The organism is Mycobacterium ostraviense (genome assembly GCF_002705925.1).
Lineage (GTDB): Bacteria > Actinomycetota > Actinomycetes > Mycobacteriales > Mycobacteriaceae > Mycobacterium > Mycobacterium ostraviense.
The window spans coordinates 4,542,931-4,565,660 of record NZ_NKRE01000001.1 but is presented as its reverse complement, the minus strand read 5'-3'; the positions used below and the strand labels follow the sequence as shown (position 1 = coordinate 4,565,660).

Sequence of the window (22,730 nt, the reverse complement as noted above, 5' to 3'; positions counted from 1 at the left end):
AACCGAGTCGGCCCGGTACCGTTTTTGCTATGGCTGTGCACCTGACCCGCATCTATACCCGCACCGGCGACGACGGAACCACCGGGTTGAGCGATTTCTCACGGGTCCCCAAAACGGACGCACGCCTGGTGGCTTACGCGGATTGCGACGAGGCCAACTCCGCCATCGGTGTGGCCGTGGCACTGGGAAACCCTGACCGACAGCTGACGGACGTGCTGCGGCAGATCCAGAACGATCTGTTCGACGTCGGCGCGGATTTGTCCACCCCGTTGAAAGTGGCAGAATCCGGGCACCGCCCGTTGCGGATCACCCAGGCCTATATCGATCGGCTCGAAGGATGGTGCGACACCTACAACGAGGCTCTGCCGGCACTGAATTCCTTTGTGCTTCCAGGCGGTTCACCGCTATCGGCCCTGCTGCACGTTGCCCGGACGGTGGTGCGCCGAGCCGAGCGGTCGGCATGGGCCGCCGTGAGCGCCCATCAGGAAGGGGTCAGCGTCTTGCCGGCGAAGTATCTGAACCGGCTTTCTGATCTGCTCTTCATTCTGTCCAGGGTGGCCAACCCGGGAGGTGATCTGATGTGGCGGCCGGGCGGTGCCTCCGGAGAAGGCAAGCCCGAAAAGTAGGCAGCACAGCTATTCCAGCGCCCCCAGGCCGCCCTGACCACTGGCAGATCCCTTCGGGTGCTTGGACTTCGCGGTCGACGAGGCTAGACACTGCGACGTCGTGCGCGCGGTGACGGACGCGACTCCAACCACGACAGGAACGCGGTCAACGCCCCTTTGTCCAACGCGATCTCGTACCCCGACCTGCGATCCTGGGTCGTGTCACGCAGTTCCAGAACGACGATCTCGTCGGTCATGATGTCGAACTCGTCGCCGCGTGGCGCCCGCCGGGCCACGATCTCGACGCCTCTCCTACTGAGCCGGCGATCCGGCCATAAGCGCAGGCTGGACAGCCGGTAGAAGGCTGCTTCGGCACCACGGTAGCGGATCACGCCGTGATGCCAACCATGACCTCCGACCGCGGGGATATCTCGCATGATTCCCGCGGTACCGCCACGGCGTAGCTTCCACAGCCGATAACTCAAGGCGAGCACGGCAATGCCCAACAGGACAACGAGCACGACCATGCCGACCATGGGCACGCTCATCGACGTGTCAGTCGATCGCGCCGATAGCGCGCAATCTCGCACGTCCCTTGGCGGAGATCCGGGGATCCTCGGACTCGGCGTCGTGCTTGGCGGCGCTCTCGTCGATCTCCGACTCGAATGCCGCGGATTCGGCGAGAATGGTGACTCCGTCTTCGGTTACCGACATGAACCCGCCGTCAACGGCGACGCGGAGATCCTTGTCGTCCTCTCGCTCCAGACGAACCATTGCGTCGTCGACCAGCTGGGCCACCAGCGGAATGTGATTCGGCAAGATGCCGATCTCACCGACGGTGGTGCGGGTGAAAAGGAATGTTGCCTTGCCGGACCAGATCTTGCGGTCGACCGCAACGAATTCAACGTTCAATTCCGCCATGGCACACCACCTTTCGGCTCGGTCGGATGCTCGTTACAGCTTTGCACCGAGGCTTTCCGCCTTCTTCGCCAAGTCGTCGAGGCCACCGATCAGGAAGAAGGCCTGCTCGGGCACGTGGTCGAATTCGCCCTTGGTCAACCGATCGAACGCCTCGATGGTTTCCTTCACCGGGACCGTCGAGCCGGGCTGACCGGTGAATTGCTCGGCCGCCATCATGTTTTGCGAGAGGAAGCGCTCGATCCGCCGCGCCCTTCCTACCAGCTGCTTGTCCTCTTCGGAGAGCTCGTCGATACCAAGAATAGCGATGATGTCCTGAAGGTCCTTGTAGCGCTGCAGGATTCGAATGACCTCCTGAGCAACCCGGTAATGCTCGTCACCGACGACACCGGGGTCCAGGATGGTCGAGCTCGACGCCAGCGGGTCCACCGCGGGGAAGATACCTTTGGAAAACACCGCACGCGACAGCTCGGTGGTGGCGTCCAGGTGGGCGAACGTCGTCGCCGGCGCCGGGTCGGTGTAGTCGTCGGCAGGCACATACACCGCCTGCATCGAGGTAATGGAACGCCCCCGCGTGGAGGTGATGCGCTCCTGCAGCTCTCCCATCTCGTCGGCCAGGGTCGGCTGGTATCCCACCGCAGACGGCATCCGGCCGAGCAGCGTGGAGACCTCCGAACCGGCCTGGGTGAACCGGAAGATGTTGTCGATGAACAACAGCACGTCCTGGCCAGCCTCGTCGCGGAACCACTCCGCCATGGTTAACGCGGACAGTGCGACCCGCATGCGGGTGCCGGGTGGCTCATCCATCTGGCCGAAAACCAGTGCGGTGTCCTTCAGCACGTTGGCTTCCTGAAGCTCGACCCACAGGTCGTTGCCCTCGCGGGTGCGCTCCCCGACACCGGCGAACACCGATGTACCACCGAAGTTGCGGGCGATGCGGTTGATCATCTCCTGGATCAGCACCGTCTTGCCGACGCCGGCGCCACCGAACAGCGCGATCTTGCCACCACGCACGTACGGGGTCAGCAGGTCGACAACCTTCAGACCGGTCTCGAGCATTTCGGTCCGGGGTTCGAGGTCCTCGAAAGCCGGCGGCTTGCGGTGAATCGACCAGTGTTCGAACTCTTCTCCGTAGCCGGGCTCATCCAGACAGTTTCCCAGCGCGTTGAAGACGTGGCCCTTTACGGCCTCACCGACCGGCACCGAGATCGGCTTGCCGGTGTCGGTCACCTCGACACCGCGGACCAGTCCGTCGGTGGGCTGCAGCGAGATGGTACGCACCAAGCTGTCGCCGAGGTGCTGGGCCACCTCCAACGTCAGCGTCTTGGCGAGTGATTCGAAGTCGATCTCGGCATGGAGAGCGTTGAACAGCTCCGGGATGGAGCCGCGCGGAAACTCGACGTCGACGACGGGGCCGGTGACCCGCACCACGCGGCCGCTGGTCTCCGAGCGCTCCGGCTTGTCAGTCTTTTCGGCTGTAGCAGTCATATCTTTCTTCGCTTCCTCGTGGGGCTACCTAGCGGGCGTCTGCGAGCGCATTTGCGCCACCGACGATCTCGCTGATCTCCTGGGTGATTTGGGCCTGCCGCTCGCGGTTCGCCATCAGCGTCAGGGCCTTGATCAGGTCGTCGGCGTTGTCGGTGGCCGACTTCATCGCTCGTTGCCGCGATGCCAACTCCGATGCCGCGGATTCCAGCAGGGCGGCATACACCCGAGTGGTCAGGTATCGCGGCAGCAGCGACTCGAACAGCGTCGTCGCGTCCGGTTCGAAGGAGTACAGCGTGCGCGGGGTGGGCTCTTCCTCGACGTATTCGACCACCATCGGGGCCATCCGGCGGGCCTCGGTCGACTGCGACAACATCGACTTGAACTCGGTGAAGACGATGTGCAGTTCGTCCACACCTTGATCGCTATCAGTTTGCTGGTCTTCGCCGTACCCGGTGCCCATCATGAACGCTTCGACCAGGGTCGAGGCGATCTCCGCGGCATTTTCGTACTTGGGTTGCTCAGAGAAGCCTGTCCACGACTCGGTGATATTCCAGTGCCGAAAGGTGTAGTAGGCCAGCGCTTTACGCCCGACAACATAGAGGACCGGCTGCTTGCCTTCCTCCCTCAGCAGGGAGAACAGCTCCTCCGCGCGGCGAAAGGCGTTAGCGTTGTACGCGCCGCACAGCCCTCGGTCGGAGGACACCACCAAAACCCCGGCCCGTTTCGGCTCCGGGCGCTCGACGAGCAGCGGATGGTCGAGGGCGGCGTCTGTCGCCAAGGTAGTGAGCATCTGGGTGATCTGCTCGGCGTACGGCCGAGCTGACCCCAGCCGAGCCTGTGCCCTGGCAATACGCGACGTTGCGATCAGCTCTTGGGCCTTGGTGATCTTTTTGATCGAGCCGGCCGAGCGGATCCGTCCGCGCAGTTCGCGAAGTGTGGCAGCCATTGCGCGCTACTTCTTCTCTTTCTTTTGCCTCTTCTCGGCCTTGGGCTTCTTGACCTTCACCGATTCCTTTTCCAGCTCTTCCTCATCCATGGCCTCGACATGCTCGTCGGGTACCACCGATTCACCGGTCGAGGCCGCGAAACCCTTCTTGAAGTGGTTGATGACGTCGGTCAGCGCCTTTTCGGTCTCCTCGGTCAGCTTCTGGGTGTCGCGGATTGTGCTCAACAACGTCTCTTCGGAGGCCCGAATGTGGTCCAGCAGTTCGGTTTCGAAGCGCCGGACATCTTCGACCGGAACCGAGTCCAGATGACCTCCCGTGCCCAAGAAGATGGAGACGACCTGCTCCTCCACCGGCATCGGCTGGTACTGGGGCTGCTTGAGCAGCTCGACCAGTCGGGCGCCACGGTCCAGCTGGGCCTTCGAGGTGGCATCCAGGTCCGAGGCAAAAGCAGCAAAGGCTTCCAACTCGCGGTACTGCGAAAGGTCCAGCCGCAACGAACCGGCCACTTCTTTCATCGCCTTGATCTGTGCGGCGCCGCCGACGCGGGACACCGACACACCGACGTTGATGGCCGGCCGGACACCCTGGTTGAACAGGTCGGTCTCCAGGAAACACTGCCCGTCGGTGATCGAGATGACGTTCGTCGGGATGTAGGCCGAAATGTCGTTGGCCTTGGTCTCGATGATCGGCAGACCGGTCAGCGAGCCGCCACCGAGGTCGTCGGACAGTTTCGCGCAGCGCTCCAGGAGCCGCGAATGCAGGTAGAACACGTCACCCGGATAGGCTTCGCGGCCGGGCGGGCGCCGCAGCAGCAGCGAGATCGCCCGATATGCCTCGGCCTGCTTGGTCAGGTCGTCGAAGACGATCAGCACGTGCTTGCCATCGTACATCCAGTGCTGGGCGATGGCCGAACCCGTATAGGGCGCAAGCCATTTGAAGCCGGCCGAATCCGACGCCGGCGCCGCGACGATGGTGGTGTAATCCATGGCGCCGCCCTCTTCCAAGGCGCGCCGGACGGCGGCGATGGTGGTGCCTTTCTGCCCGATGGCCACGTAGACGCAGCGCACCTGCTTCTTCTCGTCGCCGGACTCCCAGTTCTGCCGCTGATTGAGGATGGTGTCGACGCACACCGCGGTCTTGCCCGTCTTGCGGTCGCCGATGATCAGCTGGCGCTGCCCGCGGCCGATCGGGGTCATCGCGTCGATGGCCTTGATACCGGTCTGCAGCGGCTCCTTGACGCCTTGCCGCTGCACCACCGACGGGGCCTGAAGCTCCAGCGCCCGCCGAGTCTCGGCGTCGATGTCTCCGCGCCCGTCGATCGGCTGGCCGAGCGGGTTGACTACCCGACCCAAGAACGCGTCGCCGACGGGGACCGACAGGACTTCGCCGGTGCGCTTGACCTGTTGGCCTTCCTCGATGTTCTCGAAGTCACCGAGGATCACCGCGCCGACGTTGTGTTCGTCGAGGTTGAGGGCCACGCCGAGGACCCCGCCCGGGAACTCGAGCAGCTCCTGGGTCATCACCGAGGGCAAACCTTCGACGTGTGCGATCCCGTCGCCGGCATCCACCACGGTGCCGACCTCCTCGCGGGCGGTGTCCGAGGTGAAGGAGCCTACGTACTCTTCGATCGCGCTCTGAATGTCATCAGCGGAGATTGTCAACTCGGCCATGGCTTTTCGTCTTCCTACTTCGGATGGTGCTGACTAGTTCGGGTTCGGTCGGGCTTCGTCTTTAGGTCTTTAGTCGGGTAGCTGAGCCTCGGCGGCGGCCAAACGAGACGAGAGCGTACCGTCAATCACCTCATCACCGACCGCGATGGACAGGCCGCCGAGCAGTTCGGGGTCGATCTGCAGCTGCACGGTGACGGGGTGACCGTAGATGCGGCTCAGCACGTCCGTCACCCGGTTGCGCTGCGCGTCGCTGAGGTCGTCCGCCGCACTGACTTGCGCGACGACTTCACCGCGACGAGCCACCGCAACTTCGGCGAGCAGCAGTACCGCGTCTTCGGCCGGCCGACCCCTCAAGAGTTCGACCGTCTGGGACAACAACGAGAGCGCGATCGGGTTCACGCTGCTGCTTGCGCGGTCGAGTACATTGCGCAACAACCGGATACGGCCTTCGGGAGCAGCGGCGTAATCGCCGAGCAAGATGGAAAGTCGCGGCTGTGCATCGAGGATGCGCGAGAACCGGAACAATTGGTCTTCGACTTCGTCGACCTGACCCTCACGTTCGGCGATTTCCAAAAGGGCTTGCCGCGACACGTGCTCGATGGCGTCGATCAAATCGGAGTTCGCCGACCACCGCTCCGAAACGGCTGCCCGCAATACCTCGAGAGCGGCATTACCGACCTTGCCGGAGACCAGCCGCTCCAGCAGCCGGACCCTGGGTGTGGCGTCTTCGGCCGGCACGGTGAGATAGCGCGTGACGACGATTTCCCGATCGAGCAACTTGGCAACTGACACCAGCTCGTCGGCGAGGGTTGACAACCCATCATTGTCGAGCCCCTGGGCGAGCGTGCCGAATTTGTCGACCAGGCTTTGCAGCGCCCGTCGGCTGGCCGATCGCATCTTTGCGGCGACCGGATATTCGACTTCCGCCGCCGCCGGCGCCATAGCGTCGAGCTCGTCCAGGAAGCGGTCGACCGTGGCAGACCGCTGGGCCGGCTCGGCAACGTAGTTGCGAACCAGCTCCCCTGCCTGGCGTACGGATTCGTGGCCGAGCTCCAGGCGCAGCTGACGGGTCAACTGGGTGCGGAGCAGCTCGACCTGACGACCGCCCTGGACCTTGATGCGTTCGGCCTCGACCTCGGCCTGGGCCCGCATTTGTTCGGTGATGCGCGTGGCGTCCGTCTTGGCCTCTTCGACCACCCGTTCGGCCTCCGCGGCGGCGGCTTCCACTGCCTTGCTGTGCGCCGTCGTCGACTCGGTCAGCCGGTCGGCCGCAGCGGCCGAATCAGCCAACTGCTGGCGCACGGTCTGCTGCCGGGCACCCATCAGGCGCCGCACGGGCGGCACAACATAACGCCACACCAGAAACACGATGGCCGCGAACCCGACCAGCTGTCCGATGAATGTCGACATGATTGACTACCTCGTTGCGGCCGAGGAGGTTACGTCGACGCCCAGGATCCGACTGGCCAGCGTCGCCGACATCGTGCCCACATTGGCGCGTAGATCCAGTTCCACCGCGTCCCTCTCGCGCTTCAGTTGCTCGTTGGCCGTTTGCAACGTCGATGCCACTTCTTGTTCGGCACGGGCGCGCGCGTCTTCGACGGCCTTACGACCTTCGGCTCGCGCATCGTCGCGGTAGGACGACGCCTGGACTCGGGCTTTCCTCATGGCTTCTTCGTAGTCGGCCTGGGCAGCGGCGAACTGCTCGGCCGCCTTCTTGCTGTCGGCCAGTGTCTTGGCCACCATGGCGTCACGTTCCCGCAATACCTTGAGGATCGGCGGCACGACGAAAGTGCCGATGACGCCGAGCACCACCAGGAAGATGGCCAGCACGAAGAAAAAGGTGCCGTTGGGAACGAGGAAGTTTTGGTTCTTGCCGCCTTCTTCCGCCCCCGCCGCTGCCTGGCCAGCGGCCAGAACAATCGAGTTCAGGTCACCCATCACAGCCGAATTACTTGACGGGCGTGGCGAAGACGAACAGCGCCATGAACGCCAGGTTGATGAAGTAGGCCGCCTCGACCAGACCGACGGTGATGAAGAACGGCGTGAACAGCCGTCCTTGCGCCTCGGGCTGACGGGCGACACCGGAGATCAGGGCGTTACCGGCGACGCCGTCACCGATGCCGGCGCCGATCGCGCCACCCGCCATGATCAGTCCACCGCCGATGAGGGCGCCGGCAGCGATAGTGGGGTCCATTCCTTTATCCTCCTTGGTGACTCTGGTTGCGGTTGACCAGGTTTCGGTAGCGGTATGTCTTAGTGGTGTTCCTCAAGCTCCATTGCTTGGCTGAAGTACAGGATTGTCAGCAGGGCGAAAATGAACGCCTGGATGGCGCCGACGAACAAGTCGAACGATTTCCAGATCGCATTAGGCAGCCACATGACATACGGCGGAAACAGTGCGATCAGCGCGACCAGGATGCCGCCGGCGAAGATGTTGCCGAAAAGACGGAGCGACAACGAGATCGGCTTGGCGAGCTCTTCGACGACGTTGATCGGCGCGAGGATCGCCACATGCCCCTTGAGCAGCTTGATCGGGTGCCCGACGATACCCCGGCGCCAGATGCCGGCCGCGTGGTAGCAGAAGAACACGAACAGTGCCAGCGCCAGCACGTAGTTGATGTCGGCAGCGGCCGGTTTGAGCAACTCGGTGGTCTGCCCGTTCTTGTCGGTGTACTGCAACGGGAGAACGGAGAGCCAGTTGGAGATCAGGATGAACACGAAAATGGTGACCGCCAGCGGCAACACGAACGGTGCGATCCGCATACCGATGGCGCCTTCGACCTGATTGCGCATCTGGATGGTGATGGCCTCGAAGAACAACTGCACACCGCCCGGCACATCCGTCGACGTGACTTTCGAGCGCAGGTAGAACGCCAGCGCGATGACGATCACCGCGGCGATGGCCGTCGAAAGAACGGTGTCGGTGTTCACTGTCATACCGAGCCAGGTGGCGGTGTGGTGCTCGCCGACCTCGATCTGAGCGGCCAGGATCGACTCAGTCATCGCTGGGGCTCCTCACTTCCGTCCCTTCAGATGCCGTCAATACACCGCCTTCTGAGCCCGCTCCGGCGCGGAGCTTCTTCCAGACCGGCAGTGCGGTCGCTGCCACCAGCAACACCTGGAAGAGCGCGAGCCCGAACACCACCCCCAACCCAGCGGGCCGGAAAATGTAGGCCACAATCAGCCCGAGAACGGTGATGATCGCCAGCCTCGACGCGGAGTTGAGGGCCATCGAGCTCTTCAGCGGATGCTCTCGTGCCGTGATCGACTCGACCGAGCGCCGGACCAAGAGGGCGTTGAGCAAACCCAACAGCAGGCCGACACCCAAGAACACCCCGACCATCAGGTGCCCGCCCAAACCGGTGACGAGCATCGCCGCCGCGGTCAGTACAACGCTGATGGCCAACAAGCGAACCGGGCGGAAAGCAACAGAGGGAAACACCAACGGCGCGTCCTGCGCTGGTGTCGTCACTGCAGCACCTCAATCCCGGGTAGACGGAGCGGAAACCGACCGATCGACTGAGCGGTGGCCCGCCGAGCGTATCGCAAGGGTTGCGGTGGAATCACCCAAGGGGTAGCTCCCTGTGTCGGTCGTCGATCGGCGTGGTCGGATACGCATCCGACAGGCCGGTTGGCCGGCAGCCCGCGAGATTCTTTGCGGGGTTCTAGCTGCACCGTACCACAAGGTCAACGGCACTACTACTCATCGTCGTAGAAGTCGTCGCGGCGGCGCAACAGCGGGATCGCCGTCGCGATGCCGGCGATGACGATCGCGCCCAGCATCACCGCCGCGGTGTGGCGTGGGTCGAAGAAGATCGTGCTCGCCGCGCCGAACGCAACGATGCCCACCCATAGGTAAATCAGCAGCACCACCCGGCGATGAGAATGACCGATCTGCAGCAGGCGGTGGTGCAGGTGCATCTTGTCCGGACTGAACGCGCTGCGGCCCGCACGGGTACGCCGAACGATCGCCAGCAGCAGGTCCAGCATCGGCACGAACATGACGGCCACCACGAGCAGAAACGGTGACAGCAGAGCAAACACGTCGCGAGCGCCGTAGGCGTTCTGCGAGATCGGGCCGGCCGCGGTGGTGGAGGCGGCAGCCAGCATCAGCCCGATCAGCATGGAACCGGAATCACCCATGAAGATCTTGGCCCGGTGAAAGTTGTGCGGCAGAAAGCCGAGGCATGCCCCGGCAAGCACCACCGAGATCACCGCAGGCGGATAGAACAGCACGTCACCACCGTGGTCGCGGAGCAGGCCCACCGAGAACATGCAGATGGCCAGCGCCGTGATGAGGCCGAGCCCGGCCGCCAGCCCGTCCAGGCCGTCGACAAAGTTCATCGCGTTGACGATCGACACGGTCAACGCCAGCGTGAGCAGGATCGAGGACGCTTGGTCCAGCACGATGGTTCCGACGCCACCCAGCGGGATGTAGAGGACACTCCATGCCACTCCCATGGTGACCAGCACACTGGCGGCGGTGATCTGACCGGCGAACTTGGTCAACGCGTCAAGTCCCCAGCGGTCGTCGATCAGGCCGATCCCCATGATGACAGCACCTGCGACGAGCACTGCGGGCATGCCGGTGGAATAGACGAACCCCCGGGTAAGGGCGGGAAGCTGGGAAGCGAGGAAAACGGCGGCGACGACGCCGAGGAACATCGCCAGTCCCCCCATCCTGGGGGTCGGCGTCACGTGCACGTCTCTCTCGCGCGGGTAGGCGACGGCGCCCAGTCGGGTCGCCAGCACCCGAACCGGCCCCGTCGCGAAATAGGTGACGATCGCTGCGGTCAGTCCCACCAGGGCGAGCTCACGCAGCGGGACACCGGCGCTGCGTACAGAAAGTGCGAGCAAACCACCGGCAAGGCTGGCCACATCGCTGGACACCATCGAGACCGTACTTGACCCGAGACCTGAACAACCAGCGGGCCCAGGCGGTCCTAGGCGCTCAACGTCGCAACGTCCACCCCGAGAACTTCGGCGATCCGTTCCGCGGTCACCGGGCCCGGCCGCAGAATGCGCGGGGAGGCTCCGGTCAGGTCGACGATCGTCGAGGCGGCCTGTCTTGCGGACGGCCCCCCGTCGAGATAGACGTCGACGCGGTCGCCGAGCTGGCGGCGCGCGTCGTCGGCGTCCACCGCCGCCGGTTGGCCCGAGACGTTGGCGCTGGACACCGCGAGCGGCCCCGCCTCACGCAACAATTCGATGGCGACCGGGTGTAGCGGCATCCGCAGCATCACGGTGCCGCGCGCATCGCCGAGATCCCACTGCAGCGATGGTGCTTGCACCACGACCAGGCTCAGCGCTCCGGGCCAGAATGCGCGAATCAGCTCGCGCGCCCCGGGCGGCACCGAATAGACCAGTCCCTCGATCGTGTGCCAGGAGCCGACCAGTACCCCCACCGGCATATCGCGCCCACGCCCTTTCGCCGCGAGCAGCGCGTCGACTGCGGTGCGGTCGAAGGCGTCGGCGGCGACTCCGTAGACCGTGTCCGTCGGCATGACAACCAGCCGGCCCGCCTTGAGCGCCGCAACCGCAGCGCTGATTCCGTTGGAGCGCTGGCCGGGGTCGGCACAGTTGAATAGCTCGGCGGGCGTCATGACGCTTCCCGCCTGCCGGCCGTCACGAACCGGGGCCGTCCGGCCAGGTCTTTGCGTGCCACGATGCTCTCGAAAAGGCCTGTAGTGCTGATGAATTCGACGGTCAATCCGGAAGTGGTGTCGTCATGCTCGACAGCCAACAGGCCGCCGGGACGCAGCCAGCGTCCGGCCAGCCGTACGACGTGGGTAATCACCGCCATCCCGTCCGGGCCGCCGAACACGGCGTGCTGCGGATCATGTTGGGCTACTTCGGGTTCCACAGTGGCATTGTCCGGAACATAGGGCGGGTTGGCGATGACCAGGTCGACCCGGCGGTCGAGGTCGGGCCGCAAGCCGGGTGTGGTGACGTCGGCTCGGATCAGTTCGACGTTGCTGCCCTCGGTGTTACGGCGGGCGTATTCCAAGGCCGCCGCGGAGTCGTCGACACCGATGATTCGCGCGGCCGGCCGGTGCCGGCCCAGTGCGACCGCCAGTGCGCCGGAACCGGTGCACAGGTCGACGATGACTGCTCGCCGCGGAAGCGGTTGCGCGGTGGCCCACTCCAACATCGCCTCGGTCTCGGGACGCGGTATGAACACGCCCGGGCCGACACGCAGCTCCACCGGGCCGAACGACACCGTCCCGAGGAGATGCTGCAGCGGCACCCGCCGCGACCGCGCGGCGACGATGTCGTGGTATTGCGCGAAGAACTCAGCACCGGGGGCATGGTCGAGCAGGGCAAGCAAACCGCGCTCGGTGCCCGTCAGATGAGCGGCCAACTGCTCGGCATCCCAACGCGCGGAGTCGATCCCGGCTTCGGCCAGTAGGGCCGCAGCCGAGTCGATCGCGTGGCGCAGCGAGGTCATGACTGCTGTAACCGAGCCTGCTTGTCTGCGGCAGCCAGTGCGTCGAACAGCGCATCCAGATCGCCGTCCAGAACCTGATCGAGATTGTATGCCTTGTAACCTATTCGGTGATCGGTGATCCGGTTCTCCGGGAAGTTGTAGGTGCGAATGCGTTCGCTGCGGTCCACCGTGCGGATCTGGCTGGCCCGATCCGCAGACGCGTCGGCCAGCGCTTGCTCCTCGGCCATCGCCTGCAGCCGGGCGGCCAGCACCTGCAACGCACGAGTCTTGTTCTGCAGCTGAGATCGTTCGTTTTGGCAGGTGACGACGATTCCGGTGGGTAGGTGGGTGATCCGCACCGCGGAGTCGGTGGTGTTGACCCCTTGGCCGCCCTTGCCCGAGGAGCGGTAGACGTCGATGCGCAAATCCGACTCGTCGATCTGGACTTCGCCCACTTCTTCGGGTTCCGGGTAGACCAGCACCCCGGCCGCCGAAGTGTGTACGCGCCCTTGGGATTCGGTCACCGGGACCCGTTGTACCCGGTGTACTCCACCCTCGAACTTCATTCTCGACCACACGCCGTCGACTGAATCACCCTTGCTCGCGATTGCCAGCGTGGCGTCCTTGTAACCGCCCAGATCCGAGGTGGTCTCATCCAGTACGGTCACGGTCCAGCCGTGCCGCTCCGCGTAGCGGATGTACATCCTGGCCAGGTCGGCGGCGAACAGCGCCGACTCCTCGCCTCCCTCACCGGATTTGACTTCGAGCACGATGTCGTCGGAATCATGCGGGTCGCGCGGCGCCAGCATGTCGGTGAGTTGGGCATCCAGTTCGGCGACCCGAGCCTCCAATTCGGCGGCCTCTGCTACGAACGAGTCGTCGGAGGCGGCCAACTCGCGCGCGGTTTCCAGGTCTTCGCGGGCGGCTATCAGTTTGCGGTGAGTGGCGACGATCGGCGCAAGCAACGCAAATCGGCGTCCCGCCTTGCGCGCCGCACCGGGGTTGCTGTGCAATTCCGGATCAGAGAGCGCACGCTCGAGGTCGGCGTGCTCGGCCAGCAGGACGTCGATCGTGTGCACCGGTTGCGTCATGTCACACCTCCTGCCAGCTGTCACCGTGCACCCGGCGACGATTGCGGGCCGGGTAGTTCGCGGGGAGTCTTCCCGCTTTGCCGGACCTGGCGTGTACCCGCATGAGCTTGCGGGAAGAACCGGCCAGTCAGCAACACGAACCGACGCCCGGCCTGTGCACCGGCTTGCACAGTTCGGGCGTCGGTAATCCGGCTACTTCTTGGCTGCGGCTTCGTCCTTGTCAGCCCCGACCTTGCGTTTGCCATAACGTCTTTCGAAGCGGGCAACCCGGCCGCCGCTGTCGAGGATCTTCTGCTTGCCAGTGTAGAACGGGTGGCACTGCGAGCAAACCTCAACCACGATGCGGCCGCCCAACTTGGTGCTGCGAGTCTGAAACGTGTTCCCGCATCCACACACCACGGTGGTCTCCTCGTAGGCGGGATGAATGTCAGATTTCATGCTGTCCTCTTCGATCGTTGCCGCTCGTGCCCCCGGCGTTCGGTTGTGGCTGGTCAGGCCGAACTCGAGAACCTGAAGTGGTTCTGGTGGTCAAGCGACGATTATGCCAGCTCAATTACCATCAGCCCAAACACCGCGATGCGCCCGCGCATTCCCCGCGACGGCCGAAATCAGCCGGCTAGTCGTTGTCCATGTTGCCCGGTGTGGTCTTCGAAACCTGGACGAGGAATTCGTAATTGTTCTTCGTCTTGCGCAGCTGCGACATCAACAGGTCGATGGCTTGGTGGGCGTCCAGGCCCGACAGCACGCGGCGCAGCTTGTGCACGATGGCGAACTCGTCTGGCGAGAGCAAGAGCTCGTCCTTGCGAGTGCCCGAGGGGTTCACATCGACAGCTGGGAAAACTCGGCGCTCCGAGATCTTGCGGTCCAGCTTGAGCTCGGCGTTGCCGGTGCCCTTGAACTCCTCGAAGATGACCGTGTCACCGGTGGAGCCGGTCTCGACCATCGCGGTGGCGATGATGGTGAGCGAGCCGCCCTCCTCGATGTTGCGGGCCGCGCCCAGGAAGCGCTTGGGCGGGTACAGCGCGGTGGAGTCGACGCCCCCAGACAGGATCCGGCCCGACGCGGGCGAGGCGTTGTTGTAGGCACGGCCCAGGCGGGTGATCGAGTCGAGCAGCACCACGACGTCTTTGCCCTGTTCCACGAGCCGCTTGGCACGCTCGATCGCCAGCTCGGCGACCGAGGTGTGATCCGACGGCGGCCGGTCGAACGTCGAGGCGATGACTTCGCCCTTGACCGATCGCTGCATGTCGGTGACCTCCTCGGGCCGCTCGTCGACGAGCACGACCATGAGGTGGCATTCCGGGTTGTTCCTGGTGATGGCGTTGGCGATGTCCTGCAGGATGGTGGTCTTACCGGCCTTGGGCGGCGAGACGATCAACGCGCGCTGGCCCTTGCCGATCGGCATGATCAGATCGATCACCCGGGTGGTCAGCCGCTCGGTCGTGGTTTCCAGGCGTAGCCGCTGGTTGGGGTACAACGGCGTCAGCTTGCTGAAATCGGGCCGCTTCTTGGCGTCCTCGACCGACCCGCCGTTGACGCTGTCCAGGCGCACCAGGGGGTTGAACTTCTGCCGCGGATTTTTGTCGCCCGCTTCTCCTTCTCGGGGGACCCGGACGGCACCGGTCACCGCGTCACCACGGCGTAACCCGTTCTTGCGCACCATGTTCATCGATACGTAGACGTCATGCGGGCCGGCCAGGTAGCCGGACGTGCGCACGAATGCGTAGTTGTCAAGCACGTCGAGGATGCCGGCTACCGGCTGAAGGACGTCGTCCTCACGCACCTCGGCTTCAGCGCCTTCACCCGACCGTTCACCACGACGCCTGCGGTCGCGGAACCGGCGGCCCCGGCGACCCTGCCGTCCTTCGCCGTCCTCCTCGCCGCGGGCCTGCTGGCCACCTAAGCCTTGCTGCTCGCCGCCCGACTCTTCCCGCTCGTCGGTTTTGTCTCCTCGTTCGTCGACCTTGGCGCTTGCTTGGCCCTGCCGGCCCTTGGCGTCCTCGTCAGTGGTGGCCGCATCCTCGCCGGCAGCAGCTTCGTCACCCGATTCGGCGACGGATGTGCCCGCCTCACGTGAAGACTTGCGCCGTTCCCGTCGCTGGGTCTCACCCGAGTCGCTCCGGCCCTCTTCCGGGGCCTCTTCAGCAGCCACGACATTCGCGGTCACGGTCGACTCCGATCGGTCGGAGTCTTGGGATGACGTCGAGCCAGCCGAGGCACCGTTGGCCTGCCCAGTGATCTCCTGAATTGCGGCGATCAGTTCGTTCTTACGCATGCCCGACGTCCCCTTGACACCGGCTCGGTTAGCCAGGGCACGCAGCTCGGGCAACACCATGGTGGACAATGAGCCGCCCGGCGCCATGGTATTGACGTCTGAAGTGTCTTTGGTCACGGATTCCGGCTGCTTATCGGCGCCGGGGCTTTCGCCAGCCGTGATGAGGTCCGTATCAGTCACGGATTTCCTTTCTTCCCCCGCTGATCACGTCATACGGGGGTTCTTGCATTAGGCCGAGCATTCAGCCAAATCGCCGAGTGCGCCCAATCATCGACTCTGCAACGGTGATCGCCAGGATCGGCGGCGAATAAGGCGAACCTCGTCCACGAGAAGAATTGGTGGTTGTCCTAGCGGCAAGGCAGTATGTATGCAGATACAGATGCTGCGATTGCTGGACGGCTCCGAGGATAGCCCGCTTCCTGGCCGGAAGCAAGCAAACGCTCGCGTGGCGCTATGGATCAATCAATAGTGGAGACTCCCTCGCTCCAGCGAACTCTGTTCCCTGCAGTCATCGCAGTTACGGTGAATCCATGTGCGGCGCCGTACTCCACCGCTTCTGCGGGCAGTTCCGGCTCCGTCGTCATCGTGATGAGTGCTGGACCAGCCCCAGAGATCGTCGCTGCAACATTATGACGCCGCAGCAGCCGCAAATATTCCGCCGATGCCGGCATCGCCTGCGCACGTTGGGGTTGGTGGAGCACATCTTCCGTGGCCGGCATCAGTAAATCGGGACGTTGGGTCAGGGCGACCACCAGCAACGCGACGCGGCTGATATTGAAACGCGCCTCGTCGTGGCTGACCTGAGCCGGAAGCAGCACGCGAGTCTCCGCGGTGGACGACCGCTCCTCGGGAATCGCCGAAAAAAGATGGATATCGGGATGAAGACGCAGCGGCACGGCCGAGTAGTTGGGGCGATCACCCGTGCGGTCGATCCAGGAGACCACCGCACCTCCGAGCACCGCGGCCGCAGCGTTGTCGGGATGACCCTCGAACTCCGAGGAAAGCTGGATCAGTTGAGCCTCGCTTAAGGGCTTCGAACCAACCTGTGCCACAAGGCCATTGACAATTGCGAGGCCGCCGACGACAGCTGCTGCGGAAGAGCCGAGACCGCGGGAGTGCGGGATGGCGTTGCGGCAGCGAACCACCAGGCCCCCGGCTTGGGCGCCAACGGCCCGCAACCCGTGCCGGATAGCGCGCGCCACCAGGTGCTCGGGACCCAGTGGTACCTGATCGGCACCTTCCCCCTCGACCATCACCGCCAAGCCGGAATCCGTTGTTTGGACCTCGATCTCGTCATAGAGGCTCAGTGCCAGACCGATACTGTCGAATCCCGGGCCGAGGTTGGCGCTGGATGCCGCCACGACGGCACTCGCCGCCAGCCCGGCAGGCAGTGACTGGGTCACCAACAGGCCTCCGTCGGGCCCGCCGCGCCCGGCTGCGCCGCGCTTGCGATCGCCACGGTGCCTGATCGATGGCGACCCGCCGCGCCCGGCTGCGCCGCGCTTGCGATCGCCACGGTGCCTGATCGATGGCGACCCGCCGCGCCCGGCTGCGCCGCGCTTGCGATCGCCATTAGGCCAGACCCAGCTGCTCGACCACGGCGACCGGGTCAACCGGCAGCGGAGACACCACCGGCATGTCCTTGAGCGCCGTGTCAGGATCCTTCAAACCATTGCCGGTCACCGTGCACACCACCGTCGACCCGCGGGCCACCCAACCGTCGTCAATGGCTTTGAGCAAACCGGCGACGCTGGCTGCGGACGCGGGCTCGACGAAGACGCCTTCGGCGCGAGCAACCAGGTGATATGCGGCCAAGATCTCTTCGTCGGTCGCGGCCAGGAAGCGCCCGTTCGATTGCTGCTGTGCCTCGACGGCTTGCGTCCACGACGCCGGAGCACCAATGCGAATGGCGGTGGCGATGGTCTCCGGGTGGCTCACCGGCTTGCCGAGCACCAGCGGCGCTGCGCCGGCCGCCTGAGTGCCGAGCATGCGGGGCAGCTTGTCGATCACTCCCTCGCGGTGATACTCGGTGTACCCCTTCCAGTACGCGGTGATGTTGCCGGCATTGCCGACCGGAAGCGCGTGCACGTCGGGCGCGGCGCCCAGCGCGTCGACGACCTCGAAAGCCGCCGTTTTCTGGCCCTCGATGCGGACCGGGTTGACCGAGTTGACCAACGAGATCGTCGGGAAATCGGCGGCCATCTTTCGGGCCAGCTCCAGGCAGTCGTCGAAGTTGCCGTCGATCTGAATGATCTTGGCGCCGTGCATAACCGCTTGAGCCAGCTTGCCCATCGCGATCTTGCCCTGCGGTATCAGCACCGCGCAGGTGATGCCGGCGCGGGCAGCGTAGGCCGCCGCCGATGCCGAGGTGTTTCCGGTCGATGCGCACAATACGGCCTGCTGACCGCGGGCCAGCGCATCGGTGACCGCCATCGTCATGCCCCGGTCCTTGAACGACCCGGTGGGGTTGAGTCCCTCTACCTTGAGATGAATCGTGCAACCGGTCTGTTCGGAGAGCCTGGTCGCCGCGATCAGCGGGGTACCGCCCTCGAGAAGAGTGACTGGGGTCCAGTCGTCGCCGACCGGCAACCGGTCGCGATAGGCCGCGATCACGCCCGGCCAGGGCTGGTGGGTGGCAATCCGTGGAGTGGTCACAGGCCGGTTCCTTCCATGCGCAGCACGCTCGTCACGTCCTGTACGACATCCAAATTCGCCAGTGCCGCAACCGTTTCCGAAAGCGCGGCGTCGGTAGCCAGGTGGGTGACGACCACAATGCGGGCCCCCACTCGTTTGCCGCCCTCGTCTGACACGCCTTCCTGGCGCACCTCGGCAATGCTCACGTCGTGTTTGGCGAATTCCGCTGCTACCGAGGACAATACACCTGGCTTGTCGGCGACGTTCATGCTGACGTAATAACGGGTTGAGATCAAACCCATTGGCGCAATGAGCAGTTGGGCATACTTGGATTCGCGCGGCCCACGGCTGCCGAGCACCCGGTTGCGCGCCGCCATCACCAGGTCGCCGGTCACCGCCGACGCGGTGGGCGCGCCGCCGGCGCCCTGACCGTAGAACATCAGCCGGCCCGCGGCCTCGGCTTCGACTACCACGGCATTGAATGCGCCGTTGACGGTGGCGAGCGGATGCGTCAGCGGTACCAGAGCCGGATAAACGCGGGCCGAGACTCTTTGGTGCCCATCATCATCGGTGATCCGTTCGCAGATGGACAGCAGCTTGATGGTGCAGCCGAGGGCGTGGGCGGTCTCGAAGTCGGCCGGGGTGACCTTGGTGATGCCTTCGCGATAGACGTCGTCGGCGTGCACCCGGGTGTGGAACGCGATGGATGCCAGGATCGCGGCTTTGGCCGCTGCGTCGTAGCCTTCGACGTCGGCAGTGGGGTCGGCTTCGGCATAGCCCAGCGCGCTCGCGTCGGCCAGGGCGCTCTCGTAGTCGGCGCCGGTACTGTCCATTGCCGAGAGGATGTAGTTGGTGGTGCCGTTGACGATGCCGGCCACCCGCAGCACCGTGTCACCGGCAAGCGACTGCGTCAGCGGGCGAATCACCGGGATGGCTCCGGCGACGGCCGCCTCGAAATAGAGGTCGACATGCGCGCTTTCGGCGGCTTGGGCCAGTTCACCGGTGGACGTGGATAACAGGGCCTTGTTCGCGGTGACGATGGATTTCCCGTGCTCGAGTGCGGCGAGGATTGCCTTGCGAGACGGTTCCACCGGTCCCATTACTTCGACGACGATGTCGACGTCCTCGCGCGAGACGAGTTCTTCGATGTTGTCGGTCAGCAACTCGACCGGTACCCCACGGTCGGGTGCCACCCGGCGGACACCGACACCGCGCAGTACCAGGGGGGCGCCCACTCGAGCAGCGAGATCGTCAGCGCTCTCCTCAATGATGCGGACCACTTCGCTGCCAACATTGCCCAGCCCGAGAACTGCTACGCCGACCGGCTTTTCGTCACCCGGCACAGGTCACCTCACCTCCAGACTCAGCAAATCGTCGACCGTCTCCCGGCGCAGTACCAGGCGCGCCTTACCTTGTCGTACGGCTACCACGGCGGGACGGCCGATCAGGTTGTAGCGGCTCGACAACGAATAGCAGTAGGCGCCGGTCGCGGCGACCGCGACCAGGTCGCCGGGACCTACATCGTCGGGCATCCAGGTATCGCGGACGATGATATCGCCGCTCTCACAATGCTTTCCGACGAGACGAGCAGACACGGCCGGCGCGTCGCTGGTTCTCGACACCAGGCGGACGTCGTACTCCGCGTCGTAAAGCGCTGTGCGAATGTTGTCGCTCATGCCGCCGTCGACGCTGACGTAGCGCCGGTTCCCCGTGGCGCTCACGTCGACATCCTTGACGGTGCCGACCTCGTATAGCGTGATGGTGCCCGGTCCGGCGATGGCACGTCCCGGCTCGACCACCAGCCTCGGCATGGGCAGTCCCACCGCCGCGGATTCGTTGCTCAAGATCGCGCTCAGCTTGGCCGCCAGATCACTGATCGGCGGCGGATCGTCAGAGGGCACATAGGAGATGCCCAAACCACCGCCAAGGTCGACGGTCGACAGCTGCGCCGTCTTCACGGCCCCGAATTCGCCGACCACCTCGCGCAGCAGACCGATGACGCGGTGCGCGGCGATTTCGAAGCCGGCGACATCGAAGATCTGCGAACCGATGTGGCTGTGCAGACCGACCAGTCGCAGGTGGTCGGCGGCGAAAACCCGTCGAACCGCTGCCATCGCGGCTCCGCTGGCCACCGACAGGCCGAACTTCTGGTCTTCGTGTGCGGTGGAGATGAATTCGTGGGTGTGCGCCTCGACGCCGACGGTGACCCGCACCAGGACATCCTGAATGATGCCTGCCTGCGCCGCGATGGCATCAAGGCGTTCGATTTCGATCATCGAATCCAAAACGATGTGGCCCACACCGGCTTTGACCGCAGCGGTCAACTCGGCGACAGATTTGTTGTTGCCGTGCAGGGTGATTCGTTCTGGTGGAAAATTCGCGTGCAGTGCGACGGCCAGCTCCCCGCCGGTGGCCACATCGAGCGAGAGCCCTTCCTCGTCGACCCAGCGCGCGATTTCGCTGCACAGGAACGCCTTGGCGGCGTAGTTCACGTTGTGCCCGCCGCCGAATGCCGCGGCAATCTCTTGGCAGCGGGAGCGGAAGTCGTCCTCGTCGATGACGAACAGCGGAGTCCCGTATTCCTGAGCGAGGTCGGTCAGCGGTACCCCGGCAATGCAGGCTACGCCCGATTGGTCGCGAACCATGTTGCGCGGCCACACATTCGGGGCGAGTCGCAGCAGCTCCTGTGCCGTCTGCGGGCGCGCTGGTCGGTTGTCTTCGGCGTGGCGGGCGCCGGCGGAATGAGCGGTCACATTCGCTCCGGGGCGCTGACTCCGAGTATTGCCAGCCCGTTGGCAATGACCTGGCGAGTGGCCTGGCACAGCGCCAGACGCGCGGTGTGCAGGTCGGTGGACTGCTCGTCACCTTGCGGCAACACCCGGCAGGAATCGTAGAAGCGGTGATAGTCGCCGGCCAGGTCCTCCAGGTAGCGGCACACTCGATGGGGTTCACGCAGGGTCGCCGCGGTTTCGAGCACCCGCGGGAACTCGCCGATGGTCCTCAGCAGCTTGCCCTCTTTGTCGTGGCTGAGCAGCTCCAGGTGCGCGGTGTCGGGAATCAGGCCCAACTCAGCGGCGTTGCGCGCCAAAGCCGACAGCCGGGCATGCGCGTATTGGACGTAGTAGACCGGGTTTTCGTTCGACGCCGAGGACCACAGCGCCAGGTCGATGTCGATGGCGGTGTCCACCGACGAGCGGATCAGGCTGTAGCGCGCAGCATCCACGCCGAGCGCATCGACCAGGTCGTCGAGAGTGATGACGGTGCCCGCCCGCTTGCTCATCCGGACCGGCTGGCCGTCGCGCACCAGGTTGACCAGTTGGCCGATAAGGACTTCGACGGTCGCCGGATCCTCACCGAATGCGGCCGCTGCTGCCTTGAGCCGGGCGATGTAACCGTGATGGTCGGCGCCGAGCATGTAGATGCACAGGTCGAAACCGCGTTGCCGCTTGTCCAGGTAGTAGGCGAGGTCACCGGCGATATAGGCCGGCTTCCCGTCGCTCTTGATCACCACACGGTCCTTGTCGTCACCAAAAGCACTGGTGCGCAGCCATGTTGCGCCGTCCTTCTGGTAGACGTTGCCGCTTTCGCGAAGCCTCGTAATGGCCTGGTCAACCCGGCCGCTGGTGTGCATCGAGTCTTCGTGGGTGTAGACGTCGAAGTCGGTGCCGAACTCGTGTAACGACTCTTTGATATGGGCGAACATCAGGTCGACGCCGATCTCGCGGAAGGTTTCCCGCATCTCGGGTTCGGGCAGGCTCAGCGCGTCGGGCGCCTTCTGCATGACCTGCGCGGCGATGTCGGTGATGTAGCTGCCCGCGTAGCCGTCGGCCGGAGTGGGCTCGCCCTTGGCGGCGGCGATCAAGGAGCTGGCGAACCGGTCGATCTGGGCGCCGTGATCGTTGAAGTAGTATTCGCGCACCACGTCGGCACCCTGCGTCGACAGCAGCCGGCCCAACGCATCGCCGACGGCTGCCCAGCGGGTGCCGCCGATGTGAATCGGCCCGGTCGGGTTGGCCGAGACAAATTCCAGGTTGACTTTCTGTCCGGCCAATAGATCGGAGTGCCCGAAATGGTCGCCGGCGTCGATGACGCTGGTGACGATCCGAGCCTGCGCCGAGGTCTCGAGCCGCATGTTGATGAATCCCGGCCCGGCGACTTCTGCTGAGGCGATGCCGTCAGCTTTTGTCAGCGCCGCGGCGAGCCATCCGGCCAGTTCGCGCGGGTTGGCACCAACCTTCTTGGCCAGCTGTAACGCCAGGTTGCTGGCGTAGTCGCCATGTTCGGGATTGCGTGGCCGCTCCACGAGGACCGTCTGGGGCAAGGCAGACGTGTCGAGGCCATGCTCGGCCAGCACCGCGGCAGCGGTAGCTTTGAGCAGCTCAGCCAGGTCGGCGGGGGTCACGAACGTCCATCCTATGGTCTGGGCTGCTCGGGGCTCGAACCCATAGCGGTGGCGGCGCAGTCGCCGCAATGCGCTAATCTGGCGGAGCTTGTTCATGCCCAATGGCGCAACATGGTGTTGGTGCGCCCCCGTAGCTCAGGGGATAGAGCGTCTGCCTCCGGAGCAGAAGGCCGCAGGTTCGAATCCTGCCGGGGGCACCATCTGACCAGCGCAGATACAAGTCCGTGCAAGATTCGTGCAACTAGGTTTTCGTGCTCCGAACGAAATTGG

General features: G+C 64.7%; 21 protein-coding genes, 1 tRNA gene and 1 pseudogene. 2 read left to right on the top strand and 21 right to left on the bottom strand.

The window, feature by feature from the left end:
- Nucleotides 1–29: 29 nt before the first annotated feature.
- Complete coding sequence (locus tag CDN38_RS21350) at nt 30–626, top strand: cob(I)yrinic acid a,c-diamide adenosyltransferase (protein WP_075510438.1); 597 nt, start codon at nt 30–32, stop codon at nt 624–626.
- A gap of 83 nt (nt 627–709) precedes the next feature.
- Here the strand turns inward: CDN38_RS21350 and CDN38_RS21345 are convergent, their stop codons facing one another.
- The 21 genes and pseudogenes from CDN38_RS21345 to argS form a co-directional block, all read right to left on the bottom strand.
- Nucleotides 710–1,153 (bottom strand): DUF2550 domain-containing protein, encoded by a 444-nt coding sequence (locus CDN38_RS21345; protein WP_075510437.1) that lies wholly within the window; start codon nt 1,151–1,153, stop codon nt 710–712.
- Between the two features lie 7 nt (nt 1,154–1,160).
- On the bottom strand, nt 1,161–1,526 hold the full coding sequence (locus CDN38_RS21340) for a F0F1 ATP synthase subunit epsilon (protein WP_075510436.1): 366 nt from the start codon (nt 1,524–1,526) through the stop codon (nt 1,161–1,163).
- A gap of 33 nt (nt 1,527–1,559) precedes the next feature.
- Complete coding sequence (atpD, locus tag CDN38_RS21335; RefSeq protein ID WP_075510435.1) at nt 1,560–3,011, bottom strand: F0F1 ATP synthase subunit beta; 1,452 nt, start codon at nt 3,009–3,011, stop codon at nt 1,560–1,562.
- A 28-nt stretch (nt 3,012–3,039) separates the two neighbouring features.
- Nucleotides 3,040–3,957, bottom strand: a complete 918-nt coding sequence (locus CDN38_RS21330) for a F0F1 ATP synthase subunit gamma (RefSeq protein ID WP_075510434.1) — start codon at nt 3,955–3,957, stop codon at nt 3,040–3,042.
- 6 nt (nt 3,958–3,963) lie between these two features.
- On the bottom strand, nt 3,964–5,628 hold the full coding sequence (gene atpA, locus CDN38_RS21325; protein WP_075510433.1) for a F0F1 ATP synthase subunit alpha: 1,665 nt from the start codon (nt 5,626–5,628) through the stop codon (nt 3,964–3,966).
- A 69-nt stretch (nt 5,629–5,697) separates the two neighbouring features.
- Nucleotides 5,698–7,038 (bottom strand): F0F1 ATP synthase subunit B/delta, encoded by a 1,341-nt coding sequence (locus CDN38_RS21320; protein ID WP_075510432.1) that lies wholly within the window; start codon nt 7,036–7,038, stop codon nt 5,698–5,700.
- A 6-nt stretch (nt 7,039–7,044) separates the two neighbouring features.
- Nucleotides 7,045–7,569 (bottom strand): F0F1 ATP synthase subunit B, encoded by a 525-nt coding sequence (locus CDN38_RS21315; protein WP_075510431.1) that lies wholly within the window; start codon nt 7,567–7,569, stop codon nt 7,045–7,047.
- Between the two features lie 10 nt (nt 7,570–7,579).
- Complete coding sequence (locus CDN38_RS21310; RefSeq protein WP_003406686.1) at nt 7,580–7,825, bottom strand: F0F1 ATP synthase subunit C; 246 nt, start codon at nt 7,823–7,825, stop codon at nt 7,580–7,582.
- A gap of 59 nt (nt 7,826–7,884) precedes the next feature.
- Nucleotides 7,885–8,634 carry a F0F1 ATP synthase subunit A gene (gene atpB / locus CDN38_RS21305; protein WP_075510430.1) on the bottom strand — a complete coding sequence of 250 codons (750 nt, stop codon included), beginning with the start codon at nt 8,632–8,634 and terminating at the stop codon, nt 7,885–7,887.
- Complete coding sequence (locus tag CDN38_RS21300; RefSeq protein WP_075510429.1) at nt 8,627–9,103, bottom strand: ATP synthase subunit I; 477 nt, start codon at nt 9,101–9,103, stop codon at nt 8,627–8,629. The genes atpB and CDN38_RS21300 overlap by 8 nt, the downstream gene beginning before the upstream one ends.
- 227 nt (nt 9,104–9,330) lie before the next feature.
- Nucleotides 9,331–10,555, bottom strand: a pseudogene (locus CDN38_RS21295) (glycosyltransferase family 4 protein).
- A gap of 19 nt (nt 10,556–10,574) precedes the next feature.
- Complete coding sequence (locus CDN38_RS21290) at nt 10,575–11,234, bottom strand: L-threonylcarbamoyladenylate synthase (protein ID WP_075510428.1); 660 nt, start codon at nt 11,232–11,234, stop codon at nt 10,575–10,577.
- A complete protein-coding gene (prmC, locus tag CDN38_RS21285; protein ID WP_075510427.1) occupies nt 11,231–12,079 on the bottom strand; it encodes a peptide chain release factor N(5)-glutamine methyltransferase in 849 nt (282 codons plus the stop codon). The genes CDN38_RS21290 and prmC overlap by 4 nt, the downstream gene beginning before the upstream one ends.
- Nucleotides 12,076–13,149 (bottom strand): peptide chain release factor 1, encoded by a 1,074-nt coding sequence (gene prfA, locus CDN38_RS21280; RefSeq protein ID WP_075510426.1) that lies wholly within the window; start codon nt 13,147–13,149, stop codon nt 12,076–12,078. Before prfA ends, prmC begins: the two co-directional genes overlap by 4 nt.
- A 192-nt stretch (nt 13,150–13,341) precedes the next feature.
- Complete coding sequence (rpmE, locus tag CDN38_RS21275) at nt 13,342–13,587, bottom strand: 50S ribosomal protein L31 (protein ID WP_023366251.1); 246 nt, start codon at nt 13,585–13,587, stop codon at nt 13,342–13,344.
- A 178-nt stretch (nt 13,588–13,765) separates the two neighbouring features.
- Nucleotides 13,766–15,604: a transcription termination factor Rho gene (rho, locus tag CDN38_RS21270; RefSeq protein ID WP_075510425.1), complete on the bottom strand. Its 1,839-nt coding sequence runs from the start codon at nt 15,602–15,604 to the stop codon at nt 13,766–13,768.
- 278 nt (nt 15,605–15,882) lie between these two features.
- Nucleotides 15,883–16,830, bottom strand: a complete 948-nt coding sequence (thrB, locus tag CDN38_RS21260; RefSeq protein WP_075510471.1) for a homoserine kinase — start codon at nt 16,828–16,830, stop codon at nt 15,883–15,885.
- A 166-nt stretch (nt 16,831–16,996) separates the two neighbouring features.
- The gene (thrC, locus tag CDN38_RS21255) at nt 16,997–18,079 is read right to left on the bottom strand and encodes a threonine synthase (protein ID WP_075510424.1); all 1,083 of its coding nucleotides are present in this window, start codon (nt 18,077–18,079) and stop codon (nt 16,997–16,999) included.
- On the bottom strand, nt 18,076–19,401 hold the full coding sequence (locus CDN38_RS21250; protein WP_075510423.1) for a homoserine dehydrogenase: 1,326 nt from the start codon (nt 19,399–19,401) through the stop codon (nt 18,076–18,078). The genes thrC and CDN38_RS21250 overlap by 4 nt, the downstream gene beginning before the upstream one ends.
- A gap of 3 nt (nt 19,402–19,404) precedes the next feature.
- Nucleotides 19,405–20,703, bottom strand: coding sequence for a diaminopimelate decarboxylase (lysA, locus tag CDN38_RS21245; protein WP_180276435.1), 1,299 nt, complete (start codon nt 20,701–20,703; stop codon nt 19,405–19,407).
- 104 nt (nt 20,704–20,807) lie between these two features.
- Nucleotides 20,808–22,460, bottom strand: coding sequence for an arginine--tRNA ligase (argS, locus tag CDN38_RS21240; RefSeq protein WP_075510470.1), 1,653 nt, complete (start codon nt 22,458–22,460; stop codon nt 20,808–20,810).
- A gap of 124 nt (nt 22,461–22,584) precedes the next feature.
- Here argS and CDN38_RS21235 point away from each other — a divergent pair.
- A tRNA-Arg gene (locus CDN38_RS21235) sits at nt 22,585–22,660 on the top strand.
- Nucleotides 22,661–22,730 lie beyond the last annotated feature (70 nt).

Bases quoted from the DNA above. Each gene is read 5' to 3' on its own strand.
- CDN38_RS21310 (WP_003406686.1), bottom strand. From the start codon at position 7,825: ATGGACCCCACTATCGCTGCCGGCGCCCTCATCGGCGGTGGACTGATC.
- CDN38_RS21340 (WP_075510436.1), bottom strand. From the start codon at position 1,526: ATGGCGGAATTGAACGTTGAATTCGTTGCGGTCGACCGCAAGATCTGG.
- rpmE (WP_023366251.1), bottom strand. From the start codon at position 13,587: ATGAAATCTGACATTCATCCCGCCTACGAGGAGACCACCGTGGTGTGT.
- CDN38_RS21320 (WP_075510432.1), bottom strand. From the start codon at position 7,038: ATGTCGACATTCATCGGACAGCTGGTCGGGTTCGCGGCCATCGTGTTT.
- prfA (WP_075510426.1), bottom strand. From the start codon at position 13,149: ATGACGCAACCGGTGCACACGATCGACGTCCTGCTGGCCGAGCACGCC.
- CDN38_RS21290 (WP_075510428.1), bottom strand. From the start codon at position 11,234: ATGACGCCCGCCGAGCTATTCAACTGTGCCGACCCCGGCCAGCGCTCC.
- CDN38_RS21315 (WP_075510431.1), bottom strand. From the start codon at position 7,569: ATGGGTGACCTGAACTCGATTGTTCTGGCCGCTGGCCAGGCAGCGGCG.
- lysA (WP_180276435.1), bottom strand. From the start codon at position 20,703: ATGGTTCGCGACCAATCGGGCGTAGCCTGCATTGCCGGGGTACCGCTG.
- atpB (WP_075510430.1), bottom strand. From the start codon at position 8,634: ATGACTGAGTCGATCCTGGCCGCTCAGATCGAGGTCGGCGAGCACCAC.
- atpD (WP_075510435.1), bottom strand. From the start codon at position 3,011: ATGACTGCTACAGCCGAAAAGACTGACAAGCCGGAGCGCTCGGAGACC.
- prmC (WP_075510427.1), bottom strand. From the start codon at position 12,079: ATGACCTCGCTGCGCCACGCGATCGACTCGGCTGCGGCCCTACTGGCC.
- CDN38_RS21330 (WP_075510434.1), bottom strand. From the start codon at position 3,957: ATGGCTGCCACACTTCGCGAACTGCGCGGACGGATCCGCTCGGCCGGC.
- CDN38_RS21345 (WP_075510437.1), bottom strand. From the start codon at position 1,153: ATGAGCGTGCCCATGGTCGGCATGGTCGTGCTCGTTGTCCTGTTGGGC.
- CDN38_RS21350 (WP_075510438.1), top strand. From the start codon at position 30: ATGGCTGTGCACCTGACCCGCATCTATACCCGCACCGGCGACGACGGA.
- atpA (WP_075510433.1), bottom strand. From the start codon at position 5,628: ATGGCCGAGTTGACAATCTCCGCTGATGACATTCAGAGCGCGATCGAA.